Source organism: Mesobacillus zeae, assembly GCF_003570705.1.
Lineage (GTDB): Bacteria > Bacillota > Bacilli > Bacillales > Cytobacillaceae > Mesobacillus_C > Mesobacillus_C zeae.
On record NZ_QWVT01000008.1, the window covers coordinates 253044 to 273022 of the forward strand.

Below are 19979 nucleotides of genomic sequence, written 5' to 3' on the forward strand. Positions count from 1 at the left end.
GATGAACGCTGTTTTCGTGACGGACAGGGGTAAAATCCGGATTCACAATGAAGACAATGGAGGGATTTTTACCAATCAGGCCGGCCAGAACCTTGCCATCGTTGCAGATGGCATGGGCGGCCACCGGGCCGGGGATGTGGCCAGCGAAATGACAGTCAAGAGCCTGAAATCAGCATGGGAATCCGAAGTTTCCATTAAGTCAGCGGAGGAAGCGGAGGAGTGGCTGAAAAAGTCAATTTCCGAAATAAACAAACTTCTTTTTGAACATTCCAAGACAAATGCAGAATGTGAAGGAATGGGGACAACAATCGTAGCTGCCATCTGTACAGACTTGTTTTCGTCGATTGCCAATATTGGAGACAGCCGTTGCTACTTGATGAATGAGTTGGGTTTCAAACAGCTTACCGAGGACCATTCACTTGTAAATGAACTTGTCAGGTCCGGCCAGATATCAAAGGAAGACGCTGAACACCATCCCCGAAAAAATGTGCTCCTTCGAGCGCTTGGCACGGAAGATTCAGTCGAAATGGATATCCGGACGATTATGTTTGAGGAAGGCGATGCATTGCTCCTTTGTTCCGATGGCCTGTCAAACAAAATTTCATTGGCTGAGATGGAAGAGATTTTAATACAGGAAAAAAGTCTCGATGAAAAGGCGTCCGAGTTTGTTACGCGCGCAAACCATTATGGAGGCGAGGATAACATTACTCTTGCTATTGTCCTGTATTCAGAGAGCAGCGAGGGCAGGTGACAGACATGATCATTGGAAAGAGGATTAGCGGGAGATATAAAATTCTTGATATGGTTGGCGGCGGAGGCATGGCCAATGTCTATCTTGCCCACGATATGATCTTGGACCGGGATGTTGCCGTTAAGATGCTCCGTCTTGATTTTGCAAATGATGAAGAATTTATCCGAAGGTTCCACAGGGAAGCGCAGTCGGCAACAAGCCTGGTTCACCCCAATATTGTGAGTATTTATGATGTCGGGGAAGAAGACGGATTATACTATATTGTCATGGAATATGTGGACGGACAGACATTGAAACAATACATACAGCAAAATGCGCCTGTGCCTATCGAGAAAGCCATCGACATCATGAAACAGCTCACATCTGCCATCGCCCATGCCCACCAGAATCATATTATCCATAGGGACATCAAGCCTCATAACATTCTGGTAGACGATGAAGGGAATGTAAAAATCACCGATTTTGGGATTGCTATGGCACTTAGTGCCACAAGTATTACCCAGACCAATTCGGTGCTGGGCTCGGTCCATTATCTGTCGCCTGAACAAGCACGCGGGGGAATGGCCAACAAAAAGTCGGATATCTATTCGATTGGGATTGTTATGTTTGAACTGCTGACAGGCAGGCTGCCGTTTTCCGGCGAGTCCGCAGTTTCGATTGCGTTAAAGCATTTGCAATCGGAAACACCGTCGCTGAGGAGATGGAACCCATCTATTCCGCAAAGTGTTGAAAATATAGTGCTGAGGGCCACTGCTAAAGATCCTTTCCATCGGTATGACGATGTGTATGAAATGGAAGAGGATTTGCGAACGGCACTTGACCCGTCAAGGCTGAACGAGAAGAAGTTTTCTGTACCTATTGATAATGATGCGACAAAAGCAATACCTGTCATTACTGATGACCGCCCGATAAGCAATCTGGATGAAACACTGGTTCATGGCACTGAAACGGATGGACAGGATGCTTCAGGCAGCAAGGACGTCAAGAAAAAAGCAAAAAAGAAAAACAAGAATAAGAAAAAGAAAAAATGGCCGATTGTTCTTGCGGTGTCATTGTTCTCTATTGCGATTCTCGCGGTTTTGGCATTCATTTTCCTTCCAGACTTAATGGGTCCAAAAGACAAAACGGTACCTGATGTAAGCGGTAAAGAAGTCGAGGAAGCGATGGAAGACCTGATGTCTGCAGGATTCGTCATTGACGAAAAGAAAAAAGTACCCAATGAAGACATTGAAGAAGGAAAAATTATAAAGACAAGCCCTGAAGCGGGTTCAACCGCGAAGGAAGGGGCTAATATCGACTTGTATATCAGCTCAGGCAAGAAAAAGTTTAAGCTGGGTGATTATCGGGGACGGTCTATTGAAGACGTGGAACGCCTTCTCAATAAAAAGGATTTTAAGGACATTGTGAAAACGGAAGAGAATGATGAAAGTGCACCAGGTACGATACTTGATCAATATCCCTCAGGTGGGGAAGAAGTAATACCAGATGAAACAGAACTTGAGTTCATTGTCAGTAAAGGGCCCGATTTAATCGTACTGAAGGATTTGACAGGCTTCAATGAAAAAGGTGTTCAGGATTATGGAGAAACTGAGGGCCTTGCGATTAATGTGAACGAAGAATACAGCGAAAACGTTGAGGAAGGCCTTGTCATCAGGCAAGATCCCGCACCTGGAACAAGCTTGCAAAAGAACAGCAGGGTTACTGTCGTTATCTCTAAAGGCAAGGAAACGCTGCCGCCTAAAACGGTTTATGAAGAAATTACGATACCATATGATCCGGAAATGGATGGTGCCCCGCAGGAAGTCCAGATATTTATCGAGGATGCTGACAGGAGCATGACGGAACCGGCAGAAACGTTTAAGATCACTGGACCGACAAAGAAGCGCCTGGAATTCAGGATTGAACCAGGACAAAAAGCGGGATACAAAGTCATCAGGGATAATACGGTTATTCTTGAAGATGTAAAACCATATCCGGAAGATTAAAAGGACTGGGGTGATGCTATGCCGACTGGGAAAATCATCAAGGCTTTAAGCGGGTTTTATTATGTGTTTGGAGAAGAAGGAATTGTTCAATGCCGCGGCCGCGGTGTTTTTAGGAAGAATAAGGTGAACCCCCTAGTAGGGGATGAGGTAGTGTATCAGGCTGAGAATGATGTGGAAGGGTATATCATGGAAGTGAAGGATCGCAAGAACGAACTCGTTCGTCCGCCAATTGCCAATGTGGATCAGGCGATCCTCGTTTTTTCTGCTGTGGAGCCCGATTTCAGTACAGCACTCCTTGACCGGTTTCTCGTCCTCATTGAATTCAATCGCATTGAGCCATTGATTTGCATCACGAAAATGGACTTAGCGTCAGAGTCAAGGGAGCGACTCGAGCAGTTTGCCAAAGATTATCGTGCCGCTGGATATGATGTCGTTATGACCTCATCTGAAACCTCCCAAGGAATCGAAGAACTATTCCCGTATCTCGAAGGGAAAATTTCTGTTTTCGCAGGCCAGTCGGGAGTAGGAAAGTCATCTTTGCTTAACGCTTTGCGGCCTGAGTTGGATCTCCGCACAAACGATATTTCCATGCACCTTGGCCGGGGTAAGCATACAACACGCCATGTGGAACTGATTCATGTGAACAGCGGGCTGGTTGCGGATACTCCTGGCTTTAGCTCGCTGGAATTTACCGAAATCGATGCGACAGATCTCAACTATTGTTTTCCGGACATCGAGAAACTTAGCGAGAATTGCAAATTCCGGGCTTGCCAGCATACTGCCGAGCCGAAGTGTGCCGTTAAAACAGCAGTGGAATCCGGGGAATTGCCCGAATATCGATATGAGCATTACAAAGATTTTCTTGAAGAAATTAAAGATAGAAAGCCGAGGTATTAGCTATGGTGAAAATTGCACCATCAATCCTGTCTGCCGACTTTTCAAGGCTTGGAGAGGAAATAAAGGATGTCGAACAGGGAGGCGCAGACCTAATCCATGTCGATGTGATGGACGGACATTTTGTCCCTAACATTACCATTGGGCCGCTTATTGTCGAAGCGATCCGGCCTGTCACAAAGCTTCCGCTTGATGTTCATTTAATGATCGAAAATCCTGACAGATATATTGAAGCTTTTGCAAAGGCAGGGGCAGATTATATAACCGTACATGTGGAAGCATGTACTCATCTGCACAGGACGATCCAATACATCAAATCTTTCGGCGTAAAGGCAGGCGCTGTTCTTAATCCTGCTACTCCTGTTTCGTCAATCCAGCACGTGATTGAGGACCTTGACATGGTGCTGATCATGTCGGTAAACCCCGGATTTGGAGGGCAAAAGTTTATCCCTTCAGCGCTCGGCAAAATCCGGGAAGTGCGCGAAATGGCTGCAGGGCTGAACACAGAGCTTGAAATTGAAGTGGATGGCGGCGTAAACGTTGAAACTGCTCCGCTTTGTATCGAAGCTGGGGCAACTATGCTTGTAGCCGGTTCAGCTGTATACAATGAAAAAGATAGGGGAAAGGCGATTGCAGCCTTAAAAATATAAGATAAGAAGAAAGCCAGCCGTGCGGCTGGCTTTTTTCAACGGAAAGGATAATGGGAATGATTATAAATATTGTTGCCGGAGGGCCTGATGAGCTACTTCCTGATTTGGGCCAGTATAATGACAGATGTATTTGGGCAGGGGTGGACAGGGGCGTCTTTACGTTGCTAGAAGCAGGTATCGCCCCGGGATTTGCATTTGGAGATTTCGATTCAGTTAAACCATGGCAAATGGCAGAAATCGAGGGGAGAGTAAAGGACTTGAAGAGGTTCAAGCCAGAAAAGGATGCTACTGATATGGAGCTCGCACTGGACTGGGCACTCTCCTTGAAACCCAAAAAGGTAAGGTTGTTTGGAGCCACTGGGGGACGGATTGACCATATGCTTGCCAATATCCAGCTCCTCGTAAGGCCTTTGCTTGAAAATCTGGAGACAATTGTTGAAATAATCGATTCAAAAAATATCGTCTGGGCTACAGGCCCCGGTGTAGGTAAAAAAATCAGCCTCCTGAATGATATGAAATACATTTCATTCGTTCCTGCATCCGCTTCCGTAACCGGTCTGACACTCGATGGATTCAAGTATCCCCTGAAGGATATGTTTGTTCCCTTTGCTTCCACTTTATGCATCAGCAATGAACTCACAGGGAAATCTGGTACTTTTTCTTTTACAGAAGGCATATTATTAGTGGTAAGAAGCAAGGATTGAAAAATCTTAGTCAAATATTGATGATTCCTGAATAGGATGATAAGGGAATTTAAAAACTTTAAGCCGGGTTTGCGAATGAGGAGGGACTATGATGAAATTTTATACAATCAAACTGCCCAAGTTCCTGGGCGGCATCGTCCGGGCAATGCTTGGAGCTTTAAAAAAAGGCTGAGACATGGCAGGCAGATCAGGCTTCTGCCGAAAAATTACTGTAGGCAAATATACAAAATTTAAAGAAACGCGATGGGCACCCTGGAAAAGGGGTGCTTTATTTATTTTTCCACAATGAAAAAAGACATCCTGTCTGGATGTCTTTCAGAGAAAGACGGACACCGCCGTCTTCACAATTAAACGCGTTCTACTTTGCCTGATTTAAGAGCTCTTGCAGAAACCCAAACACGTTTAGGTTTGCCGTCTACAAGAATCCTAACTTTTTGAAGGTTTGCACCCCAAGTACGCTTGTTGGCGTTCATCGCATGGGAGCGTTTGTTGCCGGAATGACTTCCTTTGCCGGTCACTACACATTTGCGTGGCATGTTGTTTCCCTCCTTACTTACGAAAACTATCCTATTTTTACAATGCAGATTTAGCATTTCTGTCAGAAACAGCTGAATGCACAGACCTCAATCTGACAGCCTAAAGATACTTTAATAATTTATCACACAAAGATAGTGATTGCAACAATATTCATGAAAGCTTTCAAGAAAAATTCCTTGACATTGTGTTTCCTTTCTTGCTCTATAATAAGATGGTAGGTGAATGACTTTTAAAATTAGCTAGTTTATAGTAAAATAATGTAGCCTAATGTAATTTTCCAAAGGGGGAACGATTTATGTCCATCGAGCTTAAAACAAAGTACGGACAAATTGATATATCGAATGATGTCATCGCTACAGTCGCCGGCGGTGCCGCGGTTGATTGCTACGGTATTGTCGGGATGGCCTCCAAACAGCAACTGAAAGATGGAATTGCTGAAATTCTGCGCAAGGAAAATTTCACGCGCGGGGTCGTCGTCCGCCAGGAAAACGAAGAGGTACATATCGACATGTATATTATAGTCAGTTACGGAACGAAAATTTCCGAGGTAGCGCACAATGTCCAATCAAAGGTTAAGTATACCCTTGATCAGACAGTTGGACTGGCTGTTGACTCGGTTAATATTTACGTTCAGGGAGTTCGTGTGACGAACCCGTAGTGAGGAGGAAAGTTTTGTGTCAATTACAGATCTAGACGGACAGCGTTTTGCGGAAATGGTGATACAGGGTGCCAGCCATCTTTCGGCTAATGCCAAGATGGTTGATGCCCTAAATGTATTTCCGGTTCCCGATGGCGACACCGGAACAAATATGAACTTGTCCATGACTTCTGGAGCGAAAGAAGTTAAAAACAATGTTCAAGAACATATCGGTAAGGTTGGCTCTGCTCTTTCTAGAGGGCTTTTAATGGGAGCAAGAGGCAATTCAGGTGTAATCCTTTCCCAGCTTTTCCGTGGATTTTCAAAAGCAATTGAGCAAAAACAATCAATCAATGCAAAAGAATTCGCTGATGCAATGGATGCCGGTGTTACAACTGCCTACAAAGCAGTAATGAAGCCCGTAGAGGGGACAATTCTGACCGTTGCAAAGGATGCAGCCAAAAAAGCTGTCCAAGCAGCTAAAAAACAGGATGATATTGCTCTTTTGATGGAAGAAGTACTTGCTGAAGCACGTGCTTCTTTGAAGCGGACTCCTGATCTTCTGCCGGTACTTAAGGAAGTCGGCGTCGTTGACTCGGGCGGCCAGGGACTTGTCCTTGTTTATGAAGGTTTCGTTGCTGTATTGAAGGGTGAGAAGCTTCCAGATACACCATCCATGCTTGCTGCAATGGACGATCTTGTGAGTGCAGAACATCATAAGAATGTGCAGGGGCACATCAATACTGAAGATATCGAGTTTGGTTATTGTACAGAATTCATGGTCAGGCTTGAAGGAAAGAAGGCATTTTCCGAAGATAAGTTCCGCAATGATTTAAGTGAATTCGGAGACTCTTTGCTTGTCATTTCTGATGAAAGCGTCGTTAAAGTGCATATTCACTCCGAACAGCCGGGGGAAGTTCTCACTTATGGACAATCCTATGGAAACCTTATCAACATGAAAATCGAGAACATGCGCCAGCAGCACACCAACATTGTGGGTGAGCAAACTGCGAGTATGCCTAAATCCAGTTCTGTCAAAAAAGAAAAACAAGAGTATGGCGTTGTTGCAGTTTCAATGGGAGCAGGCATCGCAGACCTTTTCCGCAGCATTGGAGCAAACGCAGTTATTGAAGGCGGCCAGACGATGAACCCAAGCACGGAAGATATCGTGAAGGCAATCAAAGAAGTCAATGCAAGGAAGGTCATTATCCTTCCAAATAATAAAAATATTATCATGGCAGCAGAGCAAGCAGCCGAAGTTTCGGAAGAAGAAGTGCTGGTCATTCCTTCTAAAACCGTACCGCAAGGAATGTCTGCCTTGCTGGCCTTCAACCCGGGAACGGGGCTTGATAGCAACAAGGATACGATGTCGGATGCCATGCAGCATGTTAAAACAGGACAGCTTACATATGCAGTCCGTGACACGAGCATCGACGGCATTGAGATAGATAAAGGCGATTTCATGGGAATCGCCGATGGGAAGATTGTCCTGAAGAACAAAGATATGGTTGAAGCAGCTAAAGAACTGCTGACTAGTATGGTCGATAGTGATGCTGAAATTCTGACCATTCTTAAGGGTGAAGATGCATCCGAAGAGAGTGTTGAGGAAGTAGTTTCGTTTATTTCAGAGCAGTTTAAAGATGTTGAAGTGGAAGTACATGATGGCGGACAGCCACTATATGCTTTCATTTTCGCAATAGAGTAGGAAAGTATTTCTTTATGTTCGAAATTCCGGCTTTTGGCTGGACAAATAAAAACATAGTGTGTTACTAAGAAATAGAAGGGTTTTTCCCTTCTATTTCGTTGTTTAGACATAAAGATCGTTAATGACCCATTTTTCTCGCCGGGTCAGCCAAAAAGGAGTGTTAGCATGAAGTACAAAAGCGTATTCGACATCATCGGGCCTGTCATGATTGGGCCTTCAAGTTCACATACTGCTGGTGCTGCCAGAATCGGCAGGGTTGCAAGGAGTCTTTTTGGACGGGAGCCAAAATGGGCAGAAATTTCATTTTATGGATCTTTCGCGAAGACGTACAGGGGACACGGAACCGATGTGGCGATTGTTGGGGGTCTCCTGGATTTTGATACATTCGATGAACGGATCATTGACTCGGTGAAGATTGCCAAGAACTCCGGAATGAAAATCAGCTTTATAGAAGAAGAAGCCATTACAGATCATCCAAATACCGCGAGGGTCAGAATTGGTGATGAACATGGTGACCTCGAACTTGTCGGAATTTCCATCGGCGGAGGGAAAATCGAGATTACGGAATTGAATGGGTTTGAACTAAAGCTGTCAGGACATCATCCTGCACTGCTTGTTGTCCATAACGATAGATTTGGCGCCATTGCAGCGGTATCAAAAATCCTTGCCGAACATTCTATCAATATTGGCCATATGGAAGTTTCCAGAAAAGAAAGAGGGAAGATGGCATTAATGACGATCGAAGTGGACCAAAATATTGATGACAGCATTCTAGAAAAAGTAGGGGAATTACCCAATATACTTAAAGTCACCAAAATTGTCGATTGATCGTCTTAAGTATTGGTAGCGCTTACAGACGAGGCGCAGCCTGGCTAGCTATAAAAAAACGATAAACAGGAGGGATTTCCATGTTCCGAAACGTAGCGGAGCTAGTGGAACTTGCGAACAGCACGAATAAGAAAATAGCGGATATTATGATTGAGCAGGAAATGGAAGTCACCGGCCGTTCAAGAGAACAAGTCCTTCAACTGATGGACACAAATCTGACGGTTATGGAGCAGGCTGTTGAGAAAGGAATCAAAGGTGTAAGGTCGCATTCAGGTCTCACAGGCGGGGATGCAGTACTGATGCAGCGATATATCGAAAAAGGCCGTTTTCTCTCGGGAGAAACGATTCTTGATGCTGTCAGTAAGGCGGTTGCGACAAATGAAGTGAACGCTGCCATGGGCACAATATGTGCTACCCCGACAGCAGGCTCTGCAGGGGTTGTTCCCGGAACACTGTTTGCGGTAAAAAACAAATTGAATCCTACAAGGGAAGAAATGATCAGCTTCCTATTCACCGCTGGCGCATTTGGCTTTGTTGTAGCGAATAATGCTTCCATATCCGGTGCTGCCGGAGGCTGTCAGGCTGAAGTAGGCTCTGCATCGGGGATGGCTGCCGCAGCAATTGTTGAATTAGCTGGGGGAACTCCGGAACAATGTGCTGAAGCAATGGCCATCACGCTTAAGAATATGCTTGGCCTTGTCTGTGATCCGGTTGCGGGACTCGTGGAAGTTCCATGTGTGAAGCGAAATGCGATGGGTGCGGCAAATGCCATGGTTGCTGCAGACATGGCGCTTGCGGGCATTAAAAGCAGGATTCCGTGCGATGAGGTCATAGATGCGATGTTTAAAATAGGGCAGTCCATGCCTTCTGCTTTAAGAGAAACTGCACAGGGAGGGCTGGCGGCCACTCCGACCGGCAGGGAGCTGGAAGCAAAGATATTCGGTATGCCGCTAAATAAAAGTGAGTGACAGATTAAACCAGCCGGTAACCCAATTAAAAGGGATAGGGCCGGAAATGGGGGAAACGCTCGCAGGAATGGGGATCCACACCATTAAAGACATGCTTGGGCATTTTCCTTATCGGTATGAGGATTATAGGCTCCGGGACCTCGCGGACGCTAAGCACGATGAAAAAATTACTGTCGAAGGTACAGTACATGGCGAACCTGCCCTTGTTTACCATGGGCGGAAGAAAAACCGATTGACGGTCAGGCTGCTTGTTGGCAGGTATCTTGTCAAAGCTGTTTTCTTTAATCAGCCTTACATGAAACAAAAGATTCACCTAAATGACACAATAACAGTAACAGGAAAATGGGACCAGCACCGCCAGACAATTTCGGTCAATGAAATGGCTTCAGGGCCACATTCAAGAAGCCAGGAATTTGAACCCGTATATGCAGTAAAAGGAAAGCTAACGGTTAAGATGATCAGAAGGCATATTAAAGCAGCTTTTGACCAGTACGGTGACAGCATTTCTGAAATACTGCCTGTAGAGCTCCTTTCCCGGTACAAACTGATGAACCGCAGGGCAGCTTTTATGGCGATGCATTTCCCGGGGGATCCCGCTGAGGTAAAGCAGGCACGGAGGCGGATTGTTTACGAAGAGTTCCTCCTTTTTCAGCTTAAAATGCAATCTCTACGAAAGCTTGAACGGGAACAGTCCCCTGGGATTGCCCAGCAGTATGACGTCAAGGAAATCAAACGATTCACTGATGCTCTCCCATTTCCGCTGACAGGAGCCCAAAAAAGAGTTGTAAACGAGATTCTTTCCGATATGAAATCGCCGTACCGGATGAACAGGCTTCTCCAAGGCGATGTAGGATCCGGAAAAACCGTTGTGGCTGCGATTGCCCTTTATGCCGGCATTACTGCAGGGTTTCAAGGGGCGTTAATGGTTCCAACAGAAATATTGGCAGAACAGCACGCAGATTCCTTACACCAGCTCCTTGAACCATTTGGGGTCAAAACGGCTCTGTTGACAAGCTCCGTAAAAGGGAAGAGACGCCGGGAGATTCTTGAACTGCTCCAAAACGGTGAAATTCATGTCCTGATTGGCACGCATGCACTCATCCAGGATGAAGTCATTTTTAATCATCTAGGGCTTGTGATAACGGATGAGCAGCATCGCTTTGGTGTTGAACAAAGGCGCATCCTCCGGGAAAAAGGCGAGAATCCGGATGTTTTGTTCATGACTGCCACCCCTATCCCGAGAACACTCGCCATCACAGTATTCGGGGAAATGGATGTATCTGTGATTGACGAGATGCCTGCAGGCAGGAAAAGCATCGAGACCTATTGGGCCAAGCAGGAAATGCTTGACAGGGTTCTCAGCTTTATGGAGAAAGAACTCAGAAAAGGACGCCAGGCATATGTTATTTGTCCGCTCATCGAGGAATCTGACAAGCTTGATGTCCAGAATGCTATTGATGTATATAACAGCCTTACTGTCTATTTCCAAAATCGATACAAAATAGGGCTGATGCACGGCCGCCTGGGATCCGAAGAAAAAGATGCGGTGATGAAGGAATTTAGCTCCAATGAAGTGCAGGTTCTTGTATCTACTACGGTGGTGGAAGTCGGGGTGAATGTTCCGAACGCCACCTTCATGCTCATATATGATGCTGAACGGTTCGGACTTTCCCAGTTGCACCAGCTAAGGGGGCGTGTCGGCAGAGGCAGCGAACAGTCCTTCTGTATTTTGCTTGCCGACCCAAAAAGTGAAGTAGGCAAGGAACGGATGACAATCATGACTGAGACAAATGATGGCTTCGTCGTAAGCGAAAAGGATCTTGAACTCCGGGGGCCAGGAGATTTCTTTGGCCGAAAGCAGAGCGGACTCCCGGAATTTAAGGTAGCTGACATGGTACATGATTACCGTGCTCTTGAAACTGCCCGGAGCGATGCTTCCGCTCTTGTTCAATCAAAAGCATTTTGGGAATCTGACAAGTACCTGCTGCTAAGGCGTCTTCTTGAAGAATCAGGGGCGCTGGCAACAGAAAAGCTTGATTAACATAAAAATATTTTTATCGTGAAACTCTGAATCTGCAGTGCCTTTACAGGCACTGCTTTCTATCTTGATTCGGTTTCTTCTTGCAATCTCTTTTTATTTTATATATATTACTATTAGTACCTAGTCATAATACTGCGAACGGTGTGATGATCGATGAGGAGAAATAAAAAAGTACGGCAGCAGATGCTTGCCGAAACAATTAAAGATAACCCGTTTGTAACAGATGAAGAACTTGCAGAAACTTTTTCTGTCAGCATCCAGACGATCAGGCTTGATAGGCTGGAACTGTCAATACCAGAGCTGAGAGAACGGATTAAGAATGTTGCGGAGAAGCGTTTTGAAGATGAAGTCCGTTCCCTTCCGATTGAGGAAGTGATTGGGGAAATCATTGATATAGAGCTTGACCAAAGTGCGATTTCTATCCTGGATATCAAGAAAGAACATGTTTTCATGCGGAACCGCATTGCAAGGGGACATCATCTTTTTGCCCAGGCCAATTCGCTGGCAGTGGCCGTCATTAATGACGAACTCGCGCTCACCGCGAAGGCTAGCATCCAGTTTACAAGATCAGTTATGGAAGACGAGCGGGTTGTTGCAAAAGCAAAGGTAACAAAAATTGACACTGAAACCGGCAGAACCTTTGTCGAAGTCAACAGCTTCGTAAATAAAGAACTGGTTTTCAAAGGCAGCTTTGAAATGTACCGGTCAAAAAAATAAAAATGAGGATGTCATCATTATGAGACTAGCGATCGACAGCATGGGCGGCGACAATGCACCGAAGGAAATTGTCCTCGGCGCTATGAGAGCGGTCAGGGAATATAAGGATATACATATCGTTCTTGTCGGGGATGAAGAAAAAATAAGGGAATACCTGACGAATGAAGAAAGAATTGAGATTCTCCATACTGAAGAAGCCATTCTTGGAACAGATGAGCCGGTAAGGGCAGTACGAAGGAAAAAGGATGCTTCGATGGTTCTCGCTGCAAGGGAAGTGGCCGAAGGGAGAGCAGATGCCTGCCTGTCAGCAGGAAATACTGGAGCATTGATGGCCGCTGGATTATTCATTGTCGGCCGCATTGACGGCATAGAACGGCCGGCTCTTGCTCCTACGCTGCCAACGGTCGGTGGGGAAGGCTTCGTCCTTCTGGATGTTGGCGCGAATGCGGATGCCCGCCCTGAACACATTCTTCAATATGCGCTTATGGGTTCAATCTACAGCCAAAAAGCGAGAGGCATTGACAGCCCAAGAGTGGGACTGCTCAATATCGGTTCAGAAGAAAAAAAAGGAAATGAATTGACAAAGCATGCCTTTACACTTTTGAAGGATGCGGACATCAATTTTATCGGGAACGTCGAAGCGCGTGATCTCCTGCAGGGTGTCGCGGATGTTGTTGTTACAGATGGATTCACTGGCAATATGGTTCTGAAGACGATCGAGGGGACGGCATTGTCCGTTTTCGGTATGCTGAAGTCTGCTCTTACGGGAAGTATGAAAAGCAAGCTTGCAGCTGCAGTCCTGAAGCCTGATCTTGTCGTACTGAAGAACAAGATGGATTATACAGAGTATGGAGGCGCAGGTTTATTCGGTCTCAAAGCGCCTGTTATCAAAGCGCACGGTTCCTCTGATGCCAATGCGATTTTCAATGCGCTTCGCCAGGCGCGGGAAATGGTAGAGCACGACGTTTCGGGAACGATTAAACGCGCAATCGAGGAAAACCGGACCAATCAGTAAGGAACAGGGGGATAAAAATGGGTAAAATTGCATTTCTTTTTCCGGGCCAGGGGTCACAGACCGTTGGAATGGGGAAGTCGCTGGCACAAGCTGACCAGCATGTAATGAATTTTTTCAGCACAGCAGATGAAGTGCTGAATATAGACCTGAGCAAACTGATTTTTGAAGGACCTCAGGAGGCGCTGACAAGAACAATCAACGCCCAGCCGGCACTCCTTGCTACAGGAGTCGCTCTCCATGATTATTTCAGCCGTTCAGGAATTAAGCCTGATTATGTGGCAGGTCACAGCCTTGGTGAGTATACGGCACTTGTTGCTGCGGGGGCGTTTTCCTTCGAAGACGGTATCCTTGCTGTTCGCAAGAGGGGAGAACTGATGGAGGAGGCCGTTCCGCAGGGAGAAGGAACTATGGCTGCTGTTCTTGGCCTTGACAGGGAGAAACTGGCGGATGTTACTGGCACCATCGAGGCGTCCGGACATCCGGTTCAGTTGGCTAATATGAACTGCCCTGGTCAAATCGTTATTTCGGGATCAAGGCGGGGTGTCGAGGAAGCGGGAGCAAAAGCGAAAGAAGCTGGAGCCAAGCGTGTGATTCCGCTAGACGTCAGCGGTCCTTTCCACTCTTCTCTTATGAAGCCCGCGGCAGAGAGGTTTAGTGAAGTGCTTGAAGGGATGGCTATCCATGATGCTGGTATTCCTGTTGTGGCAAATGTGACAGCAATGACAATGGGACAAGCATCCGAAGTCAGGGATTTGCTCGTTAAGCAGCTTTACTCCCCTGTCCTGTGGGAGGATTCTGTTGCAAGGATGCTGGAGCTTGGAGTAGATACTTTTATAGAATTTGGGCCAGGAAAAGTTTTATGCGGCCTTGTAAAGAAATTGGACCGCTCGGCAAAGACGCTGCCAGTCTTCGATGAAGAAAGCTGCGCGGCTGCCGTTGCGGCAATAAGGGGTGAATAGAATGAGGCTTGAAGGAAAAGTCGCTCTTGTGACTGGAGCATCCAGAGGGATTGGCCGTGAAATAGCGCTTGAGCTTGCGAGGGAAGGCGCGGACGTTGCGGTGAACTACTCGGGTAGTGAAGCGAGGGCATTGGAAACTGCAGAAGAAATAAAAAAACTGGGCAGGAATGCTATCGTTATCCAGGCGGATGTATCAAGTTCTGAATCTGTTGAAAGAATGGTGAAAGAAACGATTGGCGCATTTGGGAAGTTGGATATCCTAATCAATAATGCCGGAATTACAAAAGATAATCTTATTATGAGAATGAAAGAAAGCGATTGGGACGACGTTATTAATATCAACCTGAAAGGCGTTTTCCTTTGCACAAAAGCAGTCACAAGGCAAATGATGAAACAACGCAGCGGCCGGATTATCAACATTTCCTCGATAGTAGGCGTGATGGGCAATGCAGGCCAGGCAAACTATGTTGCTGCTAAAGCGGGAGTAATCGGGCTCACAAAGACTTCTGCTAAGGAGCTTGCATCACGGGGAATTACCGTCAATGCGGTAGCACCGGGATTCATCACGACAGATATGACGGATAAACTGCCAGAAGAAGTCAAAGCGGAAATGTTGAAGAGCATACCGCTGGCAAAGCTTGGGGAACCAGCAGACATCGCCAGGACCGTTATTTTTCTCGCAGGAGAAGACAGTCGTTACATTACAGGGCAGACGCTCCATGTGGATGGCGGGATGGTCATGTAAAAACATTTTTGCCATCAAGCAGGTTTGGCATTTATTATTTGTGCCGAATCTACTATAATGGCTTGAGGGGAGGTGAACAAACATGGCAGATGTTCTAGAACGCGTAACAAAAATTATCGTTGACCGCCTGGGAGTGGAAGAATCCCAGATTAATCTTGAGGCATCCTTCAAAGATGACCTTGGCGCTGATTCCCTTGATGTAGTAGAATTGGTAATGGAACTGGAAGATGAATTCAGCATGGAAATCTCTGATGATGATGCAGAAAAAATCGGTACAGTCGGCGACGCTGTAAATTACATAAATAGCAAAATGTAATTGACCTTTATGTGAAGCTCCGTTCCTAAAACGGAGCTTTCTTCTGTTTAGGGGAGAAAAAACGCTTTTGTTGTAAAAATGTTAAGGTTTTTTTGCGTTTTGCAGGCTTTTTTTTGTAAACTTACAGTAGTGTGTAAATTTTGAGCAAGGTGGAGTCAGGATGCGCAATACAGGAAAAGAAAGAGAGCGAAAATCAGTTCGCGCAGTGGAGCAGAAATTTAGAGAGTTTCAAGAAACAATTGGAATCCAATTTAAAAATGAAAGGCTGCTGAAGCATGCCTTTACCCATTCATCCTATGTGAATGAGCATCGCCGCAAGCCGTATGAAGATAATGAAAGGCTTGAATTCCTGGGGGACGCTGTACTGGAACTGACAGTATCCCGGTTTTTATTCGAGAAGTATCCAATGATGAGCGAAGGGGAGCTGACAAAGCTCCGTGCTGCGGTTGTATGCGAGCCGTCGCTGGTCTCGTTTGCACATGAGCTATCCTTTGGGAAGCTTGTACTGTTGGGAAAAGGAGAGGAAATGACAGGAGGGCGTACAAGGCCCGCTCTGTTGGCAGATGTATTCGAGGCATTCATTGGAGCCTTATATCTCGACCAGGGAATAGAAACGGTAACGGCATTTTTAGAAAAAGTCGTATTTCCGAAAATTGATGCAGGTGCTTTTTCTCATGTGATGGATTTCAAAAGCCAGCTGCAGGAGCTAGTCCAGCGGGACGGTGCAGGAATACTAGAGTACCGGATTATGGAAGAGACAGGGCCTGCCCACAACCGTGTGTTTGAATCAAGGGTTTCGCTTGACGGTGAAGAACTGGGAACAGGGAAGGGCCGATCAAAAAAAGAAGCTGAACAGCACGCTGCCCAGTTAGGGCTTGAAAAACTAAAAGCACACATTGAAGCAATTGCGTCGCCCAAAAAACAACTAGATGCAGAATGACAAAGGGGAGAGCGCACCGTGTTTTTAAAACGATTAGATGTAATTGGCTTTAAATCGTTTGCTGAAAGGATTGCCGTGGAGTTTGTTCCCGGGGTAACAGCAGTTGTGGGTCCGAACGGTAGCGGAAAAAGCAATATTACCGACGCGATTCGCTGGGTACTCGGTGAACAGTCGGCAAAGTCCCTGCGTGGAGCGAAAATGGAAGATATTATCTTTGCCGGAAGCGAGACACGCAAGCCAGTGAATTTTGCGGAAGTGACATTGACACTTGATAACGAAGACCAGGGCTTGCCCCTGGAATATAATGAAGTAAGTGTGACAAGGCGTGTTTATCGTTCAGGCGACAGTGAATATTTAATCAACCAGCGTACATGCAGGCTGAAGGATATTATCGACCTTTTCATGGATTCAGGGCTCGGCAGGGAAGCTTTTTCAATCATCAGCCAAGGCAAGGTTGAAGAAATCCTGAACAGCAAGCCGGAAGACAGGCGGACGATCTTTGAGGAAGCTGCGGGTGTCCTGAAATATAAGACACGGAAGAAAAAAGCTGAGGCAAAGCTGTTCGAGACGCAGGAGAACCTGAACAGGGTCTCGGATATTCTCCATGAGCTTGAATCCCAGGTGGAGCCTTTAAAAATACAGGCGTCGATTGCCCGGGATTACCTGGCCCAAAAGGAAGAACTTGAACATATTGAAGTCGCCCTAACAGCCTATGAAATTGAAGAGCTCCACGCCCGCTGGGAACGCCTGTCCGGCGAACTGGAACACAACAAACAGCGGGAAATGGACATGTCTGCTGTTCTGCAGAAAAAAGAAGCAGCTATAGAGAAGTATCGCGATCAACTTACAGCGCTTGACGAATCGGTCAGCGACCTTCAGAATGTTCTGCTTGCAGCAAGTGAAGAACTCGAAAAGCTTGAAGGGAAAAAAGAGGTTCTTAAAGAGCGAAAGAAGAATGCCTTCCAAAACAGGGAACAGCTTGAAAAAAGCATTGAGGAAACAACAGGCAAAGTTAAGGTGCTGGAGAAGGAAGAGCAAAACCAGGAACGATTGCTTGAAGAGCTTACAGCCGAAGCAGCGAAAATTCAATCAGAGCTGGAGTATAAGCTGGAACAGAATAAACTTTACAGCGAAGATATTGAAGCAAAAATTGATTTGCTTAAGGGCGATTATATCGACCTTCTCAACCGCCAGGCCAGCGCCAAAAATGAATTGAGCTATATTGGACAGCAGCTCAGCCAGCATGCCGCTAGAAATTCAAGGCTTGACGGGGAGAACGCAAGGTTTATCGCAAGCCGTGATGAAATCAGCCAAAAAAAGGACGCTGCAGCCCGAAAACTTGAAGAGATTGGAAATCAGCTTGAACAGCAGGCCAGCCGCTTTTTTAAAGAACAAGACAAGCTTGAAAAGCTGAAAAAAAGCTGCGAAAATCAGGAGAAAACATTATATCAGGCCTATCAATACCTTCAGCAGACGAAGTCCAAAAAAGAAATGCTCGAGGACATGCAGGAGGATTACTCGGGATTTTTCCAGGGAGTAAAAGAAGTGCTGAAAGCCCGGAACAAGAAGCTCGAAGGTATCGAAGGCGCTATCGCTGAACTTGTAAAGGTGCCAAAACAATATGAACTCGCTGTTGAAACCGCTCTTGGTGGAGCGATGCAGCATATTGTGGTGAAAAGCGAAGAAAATGCCAGGGCTGCAATCAGGTATTTGAAGCAGGGTTCGTTCGGAAGGGCTACATTCCTTCCACTTTCTGTTATCCGCGGCAAATCGATTGCACCGGCTCTTCTTCATGCAGCAGCTTCCCACCCTGCTTTTATCGGCTGTGCAGCGGAGTTGATTGATTTTGCCCCAGAGTATAAAGAGGTCATACAAAACCTGCTTGGCAGTGTGATTCTTGCAAGGGATTTGAAGGGTGCAAACGAGATGGCTAGGATCCTTCAATACCGCAGCAGGATTGTGACGCTTGAGGGCGATGTCGTGAATCCGGGGGGCTCAATGTCAGGCGGAGCAGTAAAACAGAAGTCGTCTTCTCTCCTTAGCCGCAAAAGTGAGCTTGAGGATTTGGCAGCGAAGCTTTCCGATATGGAAGAGAAAACAAAACTGCTTGAAAGCCGGCTCAAAGAAATGAAAAGAGATGTCCATGATTCCGAGGAATCCCTGGAAACCCTAAGGAAAACCGGGGAAGAGCTTAGGATGAAAGAGCAGGAGCTGAAGAGCGGGCTTCGTGAGGTCGAAATAGAGGAACGGAACATCAATGACAGGCTTTCCGTTTATGATGCTGAAAAGAGGCAGACAGGCGAAGAAAATGAAAGGTTGTCAGGCAGGAAGCATCAGCTTGCGGAGGACCTTGAAGAATTTCAGTCGGAACTAGCAAGACTTGATCGGGAGATTTCAAGCCTGACTGAGAAAAAGAACACGAATGTTGCTTCGAAAGAAACGCTTGCAGCTGAAATCAGCGAGCTGAAAATAAGCTTAGCATCCAAGAAAGAACAGGTGAACCATGTACGCGAGAAGCTGGGAACAGCCTCCAGTGACCTTGGTGAACATAGGGAAAGGCTTGCATTGGCGCTCGAGGATTTAAGTCTACTCTCACTGGAGATGGATAACAGTTCATCTGGGGAGAACCAGCTTGAAGAAGCCGCAAAGGCGAAGCTGCGCGACAAAAATAATACCCTCGAGCTGATTGCTTCAAGGCGGAAAGAGCGTGTGGCCTTGCAGCTTGAGCTTGAAGACTGTGAAAAAGATGCTAAAGAACTGAAGCGTCAGTACAGAGGGATGTCAGAAATTTTAAAAGATGAAGAGGTTAAACTGAACAGGCTAGATGTAGATCTGGATAACCGGATTGCTCACTTGAGGGAGGAGTACCTTCTTTCTTATGAAGCCGCAAGGGAACAATATCCGCTTGAAGTACCCGCCGAAGAAGCACGCAGGAGGGTGAAACTGATCAAGCTGGCAATCGAGGAGCTCGGCTCAGTCAATATCGGTGCAATCGAAGAATATGAACGGGTGTCCGAACGATATGAATTTCTGCTTGAGCAAAAGACAGATTTGCAGGAAGCTAAGGATACTCTGTTTCAGGTAATCGGAGAGATGGACGAGGAGATGAAAAATCGCTTCGGACAGACATTCCAGGCAATCCGCACTCACTTTGACCCTGTTTTCAGGTCCCTTTTCGGTGGAGGAAGGGCTGATTTGAAGCTCACTCAGCCGGATGATCTGTTGAACACCGGAGTTGAGCTAGTGGCTCAGCCTCCCGGAAAGAAACTGCAAAATCTTGGACTTCTCTCTGGAGGTGAGCGTGCGCTGACTGCTATCGCGCTGCTTTTTTCCATCCTGAAAGTTCGTCCTGTTCCGTTCTGTATTCTTGATGAAGTGGAAGCGGCGCTTGATGAGGCGAATGTTTCTCGCTTCAGCCAGTATTTAAAAGGCTACAGCAGGGAAACGCAATTTATCGTGATTACACACCGCAAAGGGACGATGGAAGAAGCAGACGTCCTGTACGGAGTTACAATGCAGGAGAGCGGAGTTTCTAAAGTAGTTTCCGTGAGGCTTGAGGAAACGAAGGAATTGGTTAAATCTTGATA

Annotated in this window: 19 protein-coding genes; 18 read left to right on the top strand and 1 reads right to left on the bottom strand. The window is 46.3% G+C overall.

Features of this window, described 5'->3' with window-relative positions:
• The first annotated feature begins 1 nt into the window (after nt 1).
• The 6 genes from D1970_RS03700 to spoVM all read left to right on the top strand — a co-directional run bounded on the left by D1970_RS03700 (nt 2) and on the right by spoVM (nt 5156).
• Nucleotides 2-751, top strand: coding sequence for a Stp1/IreP family PP2C-type Ser/Thr phosphatase (locus D1970_RS03700; RefSeq protein ID WP_119111520.1), 750 nt, complete (start codon nt 2-4; stop codon nt 749-751).
• Nucleotides 752-756: 5 nt separating this feature from the next.
• Nucleotides 757-2736: a Stk1 family PASTA domain-containing Ser/Thr kinase gene (gene pknB / locus D1970_RS03705; RefSeq protein ID WP_119111521.1), complete on the top strand. Its 1980-nt coding sequence runs from the start codon at nt 757-759 to the stop codon at nt 2734-2736.
• An 18-nt stretch (nt 2737-2754) separates the two neighbouring features.
• Nucleotides 2755-3633 (top strand): ribosome small subunit-dependent GTPase A, encoded by an 879-nt coding sequence (gene rsgA / locus D1970_RS03710; protein ID WP_119111522.1) that lies wholly within the window; start codon nt 2755-2757, stop codon nt 3631-3633.
• Nucleotides 3634-3635: 2 nt separating this feature from the next.
• Nucleotides 3636-4280, top strand: coding sequence for a ribulose-phosphate 3-epimerase (gene rpe, locus D1970_RS03715; protein WP_119111523.1), 645 nt, complete (start codon nt 3636-3638; stop codon nt 4278-4280).
• A 56-nt stretch (nt 4281-4336) separates the two neighbouring features.
• Nucleotides 4337-4984 carry a thiamine diphosphokinase gene (locus D1970_RS03720; protein WP_119111524.1) on the top strand — a complete coding sequence of 216 codons (648 nt, stop codon included), beginning with the start codon at nt 4337-4339 and terminating at the stop codon, nt 4982-4984.
• Between the two features lie 91 nt (nt 4985-5075).
• Nucleotides 5076-5156, top strand: a complete 81-nt coding sequence (gene spoVM / locus D1970_RS03725; RefSeq protein ID WP_071459404.1) for a stage V sporulation protein SpoVM — start codon at nt 5076-5078, stop codon at nt 5154-5156.
• A gap of 175 nt (nt 5157-5331) precedes the next feature.
• On the opposite strand, the gene rpmB is transcribed toward spoVM, so the two are convergent.
• Nucleotides 5332-5520: a 50S ribosomal protein L28 gene (gene rpmB / locus D1970_RS03730; protein WP_071459405.1), complete on the bottom strand. Its 189-nt coding sequence runs from the start codon at nt 5518-5520 to the stop codon at nt 5332-5334.
• 296 nt (nt 5521-5816) lie between these two features.
• Here rpmB and D1970_RS03735 point away from each other — a divergent pair, with 296 nt between their 5' ends.
• The 12 genes from D1970_RS03735 (at nt 5817) to smc (ending at nt 19977) form a co-directional block, all read left to right on the top strand.
• Nucleotides 5817-6179: an Asp23/Gls24 family envelope stress response protein gene (locus D1970_RS03735; RefSeq protein ID WP_119111525.1), complete on the top strand. Its 363-nt coding sequence runs from the start codon at nt 5817-5819 to the stop codon at nt 6177-6179.
• Between the two features lie 16 nt (nt 6180-6195).
• On the top strand, nt 6196-7863 hold the full coding sequence (gene fakA / locus D1970_RS03740; protein ID WP_119111526.1) for a fatty acid kinase ATP-binding subunit FakA: 1668 nt from the start codon (nt 6196-6198) through the stop codon (nt 7861-7863).
• A gap of 165 nt (nt 7864-8028) precedes the next feature.
• On the top strand, nt 8029-8691 hold the full coding sequence (gene sdaAB, locus D1970_RS03745) for an L-serine ammonia-lyase, iron-sulfur-dependent subunit beta (RefSeq protein ID WP_119111527.1): 663 nt from the start codon (nt 8029-8031) through the stop codon (nt 8689-8691).
• Between the two features lie 80 nt (nt 8692-8771).
• Nucleotides 8772-9659 carry an L-serine ammonia-lyase, iron-sulfur-dependent, subunit alpha gene (gene sdaAA / locus D1970_RS03750; protein WP_119111528.1) on the top strand — a complete coding sequence of 296 codons (888 nt, stop codon included), beginning with the start codon at nt 8772-8774 and terminating at the stop codon, nt 9657-9659.
• Nucleotides 9652-11700, top strand: coding sequence for an ATP-dependent DNA helicase RecG (gene recG, locus D1970_RS03755; protein WP_119111529.1), 2049 nt, complete (start codon nt 9652-9654; stop codon nt 11698-11700). The genes sdaAA and recG overlap by 8 nt, the downstream gene beginning before the upstream one ends.
• Before the next feature lie 153 nt (nt 11701-11853).
• Complete coding sequence (gene fapR, locus D1970_RS03760) at nt 11854-12417, top strand: transcription factor FapR (protein ID WP_119111530.1); 564 nt, start codon at nt 11854-11856, stop codon at nt 12415-12417.
• A gap of 19 nt (nt 12418-12436) precedes the next feature.
• Entirely contained in the window at nt 12437-13432 is a 996-nt protein-coding gene (plsX, locus tag D1970_RS03765) for a phosphate acyltransferase PlsX (RefSeq protein ID WP_119111531.1), read from the top strand.
• Between the two features lie 17 nt (nt 13433-13449).
• Complete coding sequence (gene fabD, locus D1970_RS03770; protein WP_119111532.1) at nt 13450-14391, top strand: ACP S-malonyltransferase; 942 nt, start codon at nt 13450-13452, stop codon at nt 14389-14391.
• A 1-nt stretch (nt 14392) separates the two neighbouring features.
• Nucleotides 14393-15136 (top strand): 3-oxoacyl-[acyl-carrier-protein] reductase, encoded by a 744-nt coding sequence (gene fabG / locus D1970_RS03775; RefSeq protein WP_119111533.1) that lies wholly within the window; start codon nt 14393-14395, stop codon nt 15134-15136.
• Nucleotides 15137-15218: 82 nt separating this feature from the next.
• Nucleotides 15219-15452 carry an acyl carrier protein gene (locus D1970_RS03780; RefSeq protein ID WP_119111534.1) on the top strand — a complete coding sequence of 78 codons (234 nt, stop codon included), beginning with the start codon at nt 15219-15221 and terminating at the stop codon, nt 15450-15452.
• 160 nt (nt 15453-15612) lie between these two features.
• Entirely contained in the window at nt 15613-16392 is a 780-nt protein-coding gene (gene rnc, locus D1970_RS03785) for a ribonuclease III (protein WP_119111535.1), read from the top strand.
• An 18-nt stretch (nt 16393-16410) separates the two neighbouring features.
• Entirely contained in the window at nt 16411-19977 is a 3567-nt protein-coding gene (gene smc, locus D1970_RS03790) for a chromosome segregation protein SMC (protein ID WP_119111536.1), read from the top strand.
• The last annotated feature ends 2 nt before the right edge of the window (nt 19978-19979 follow it).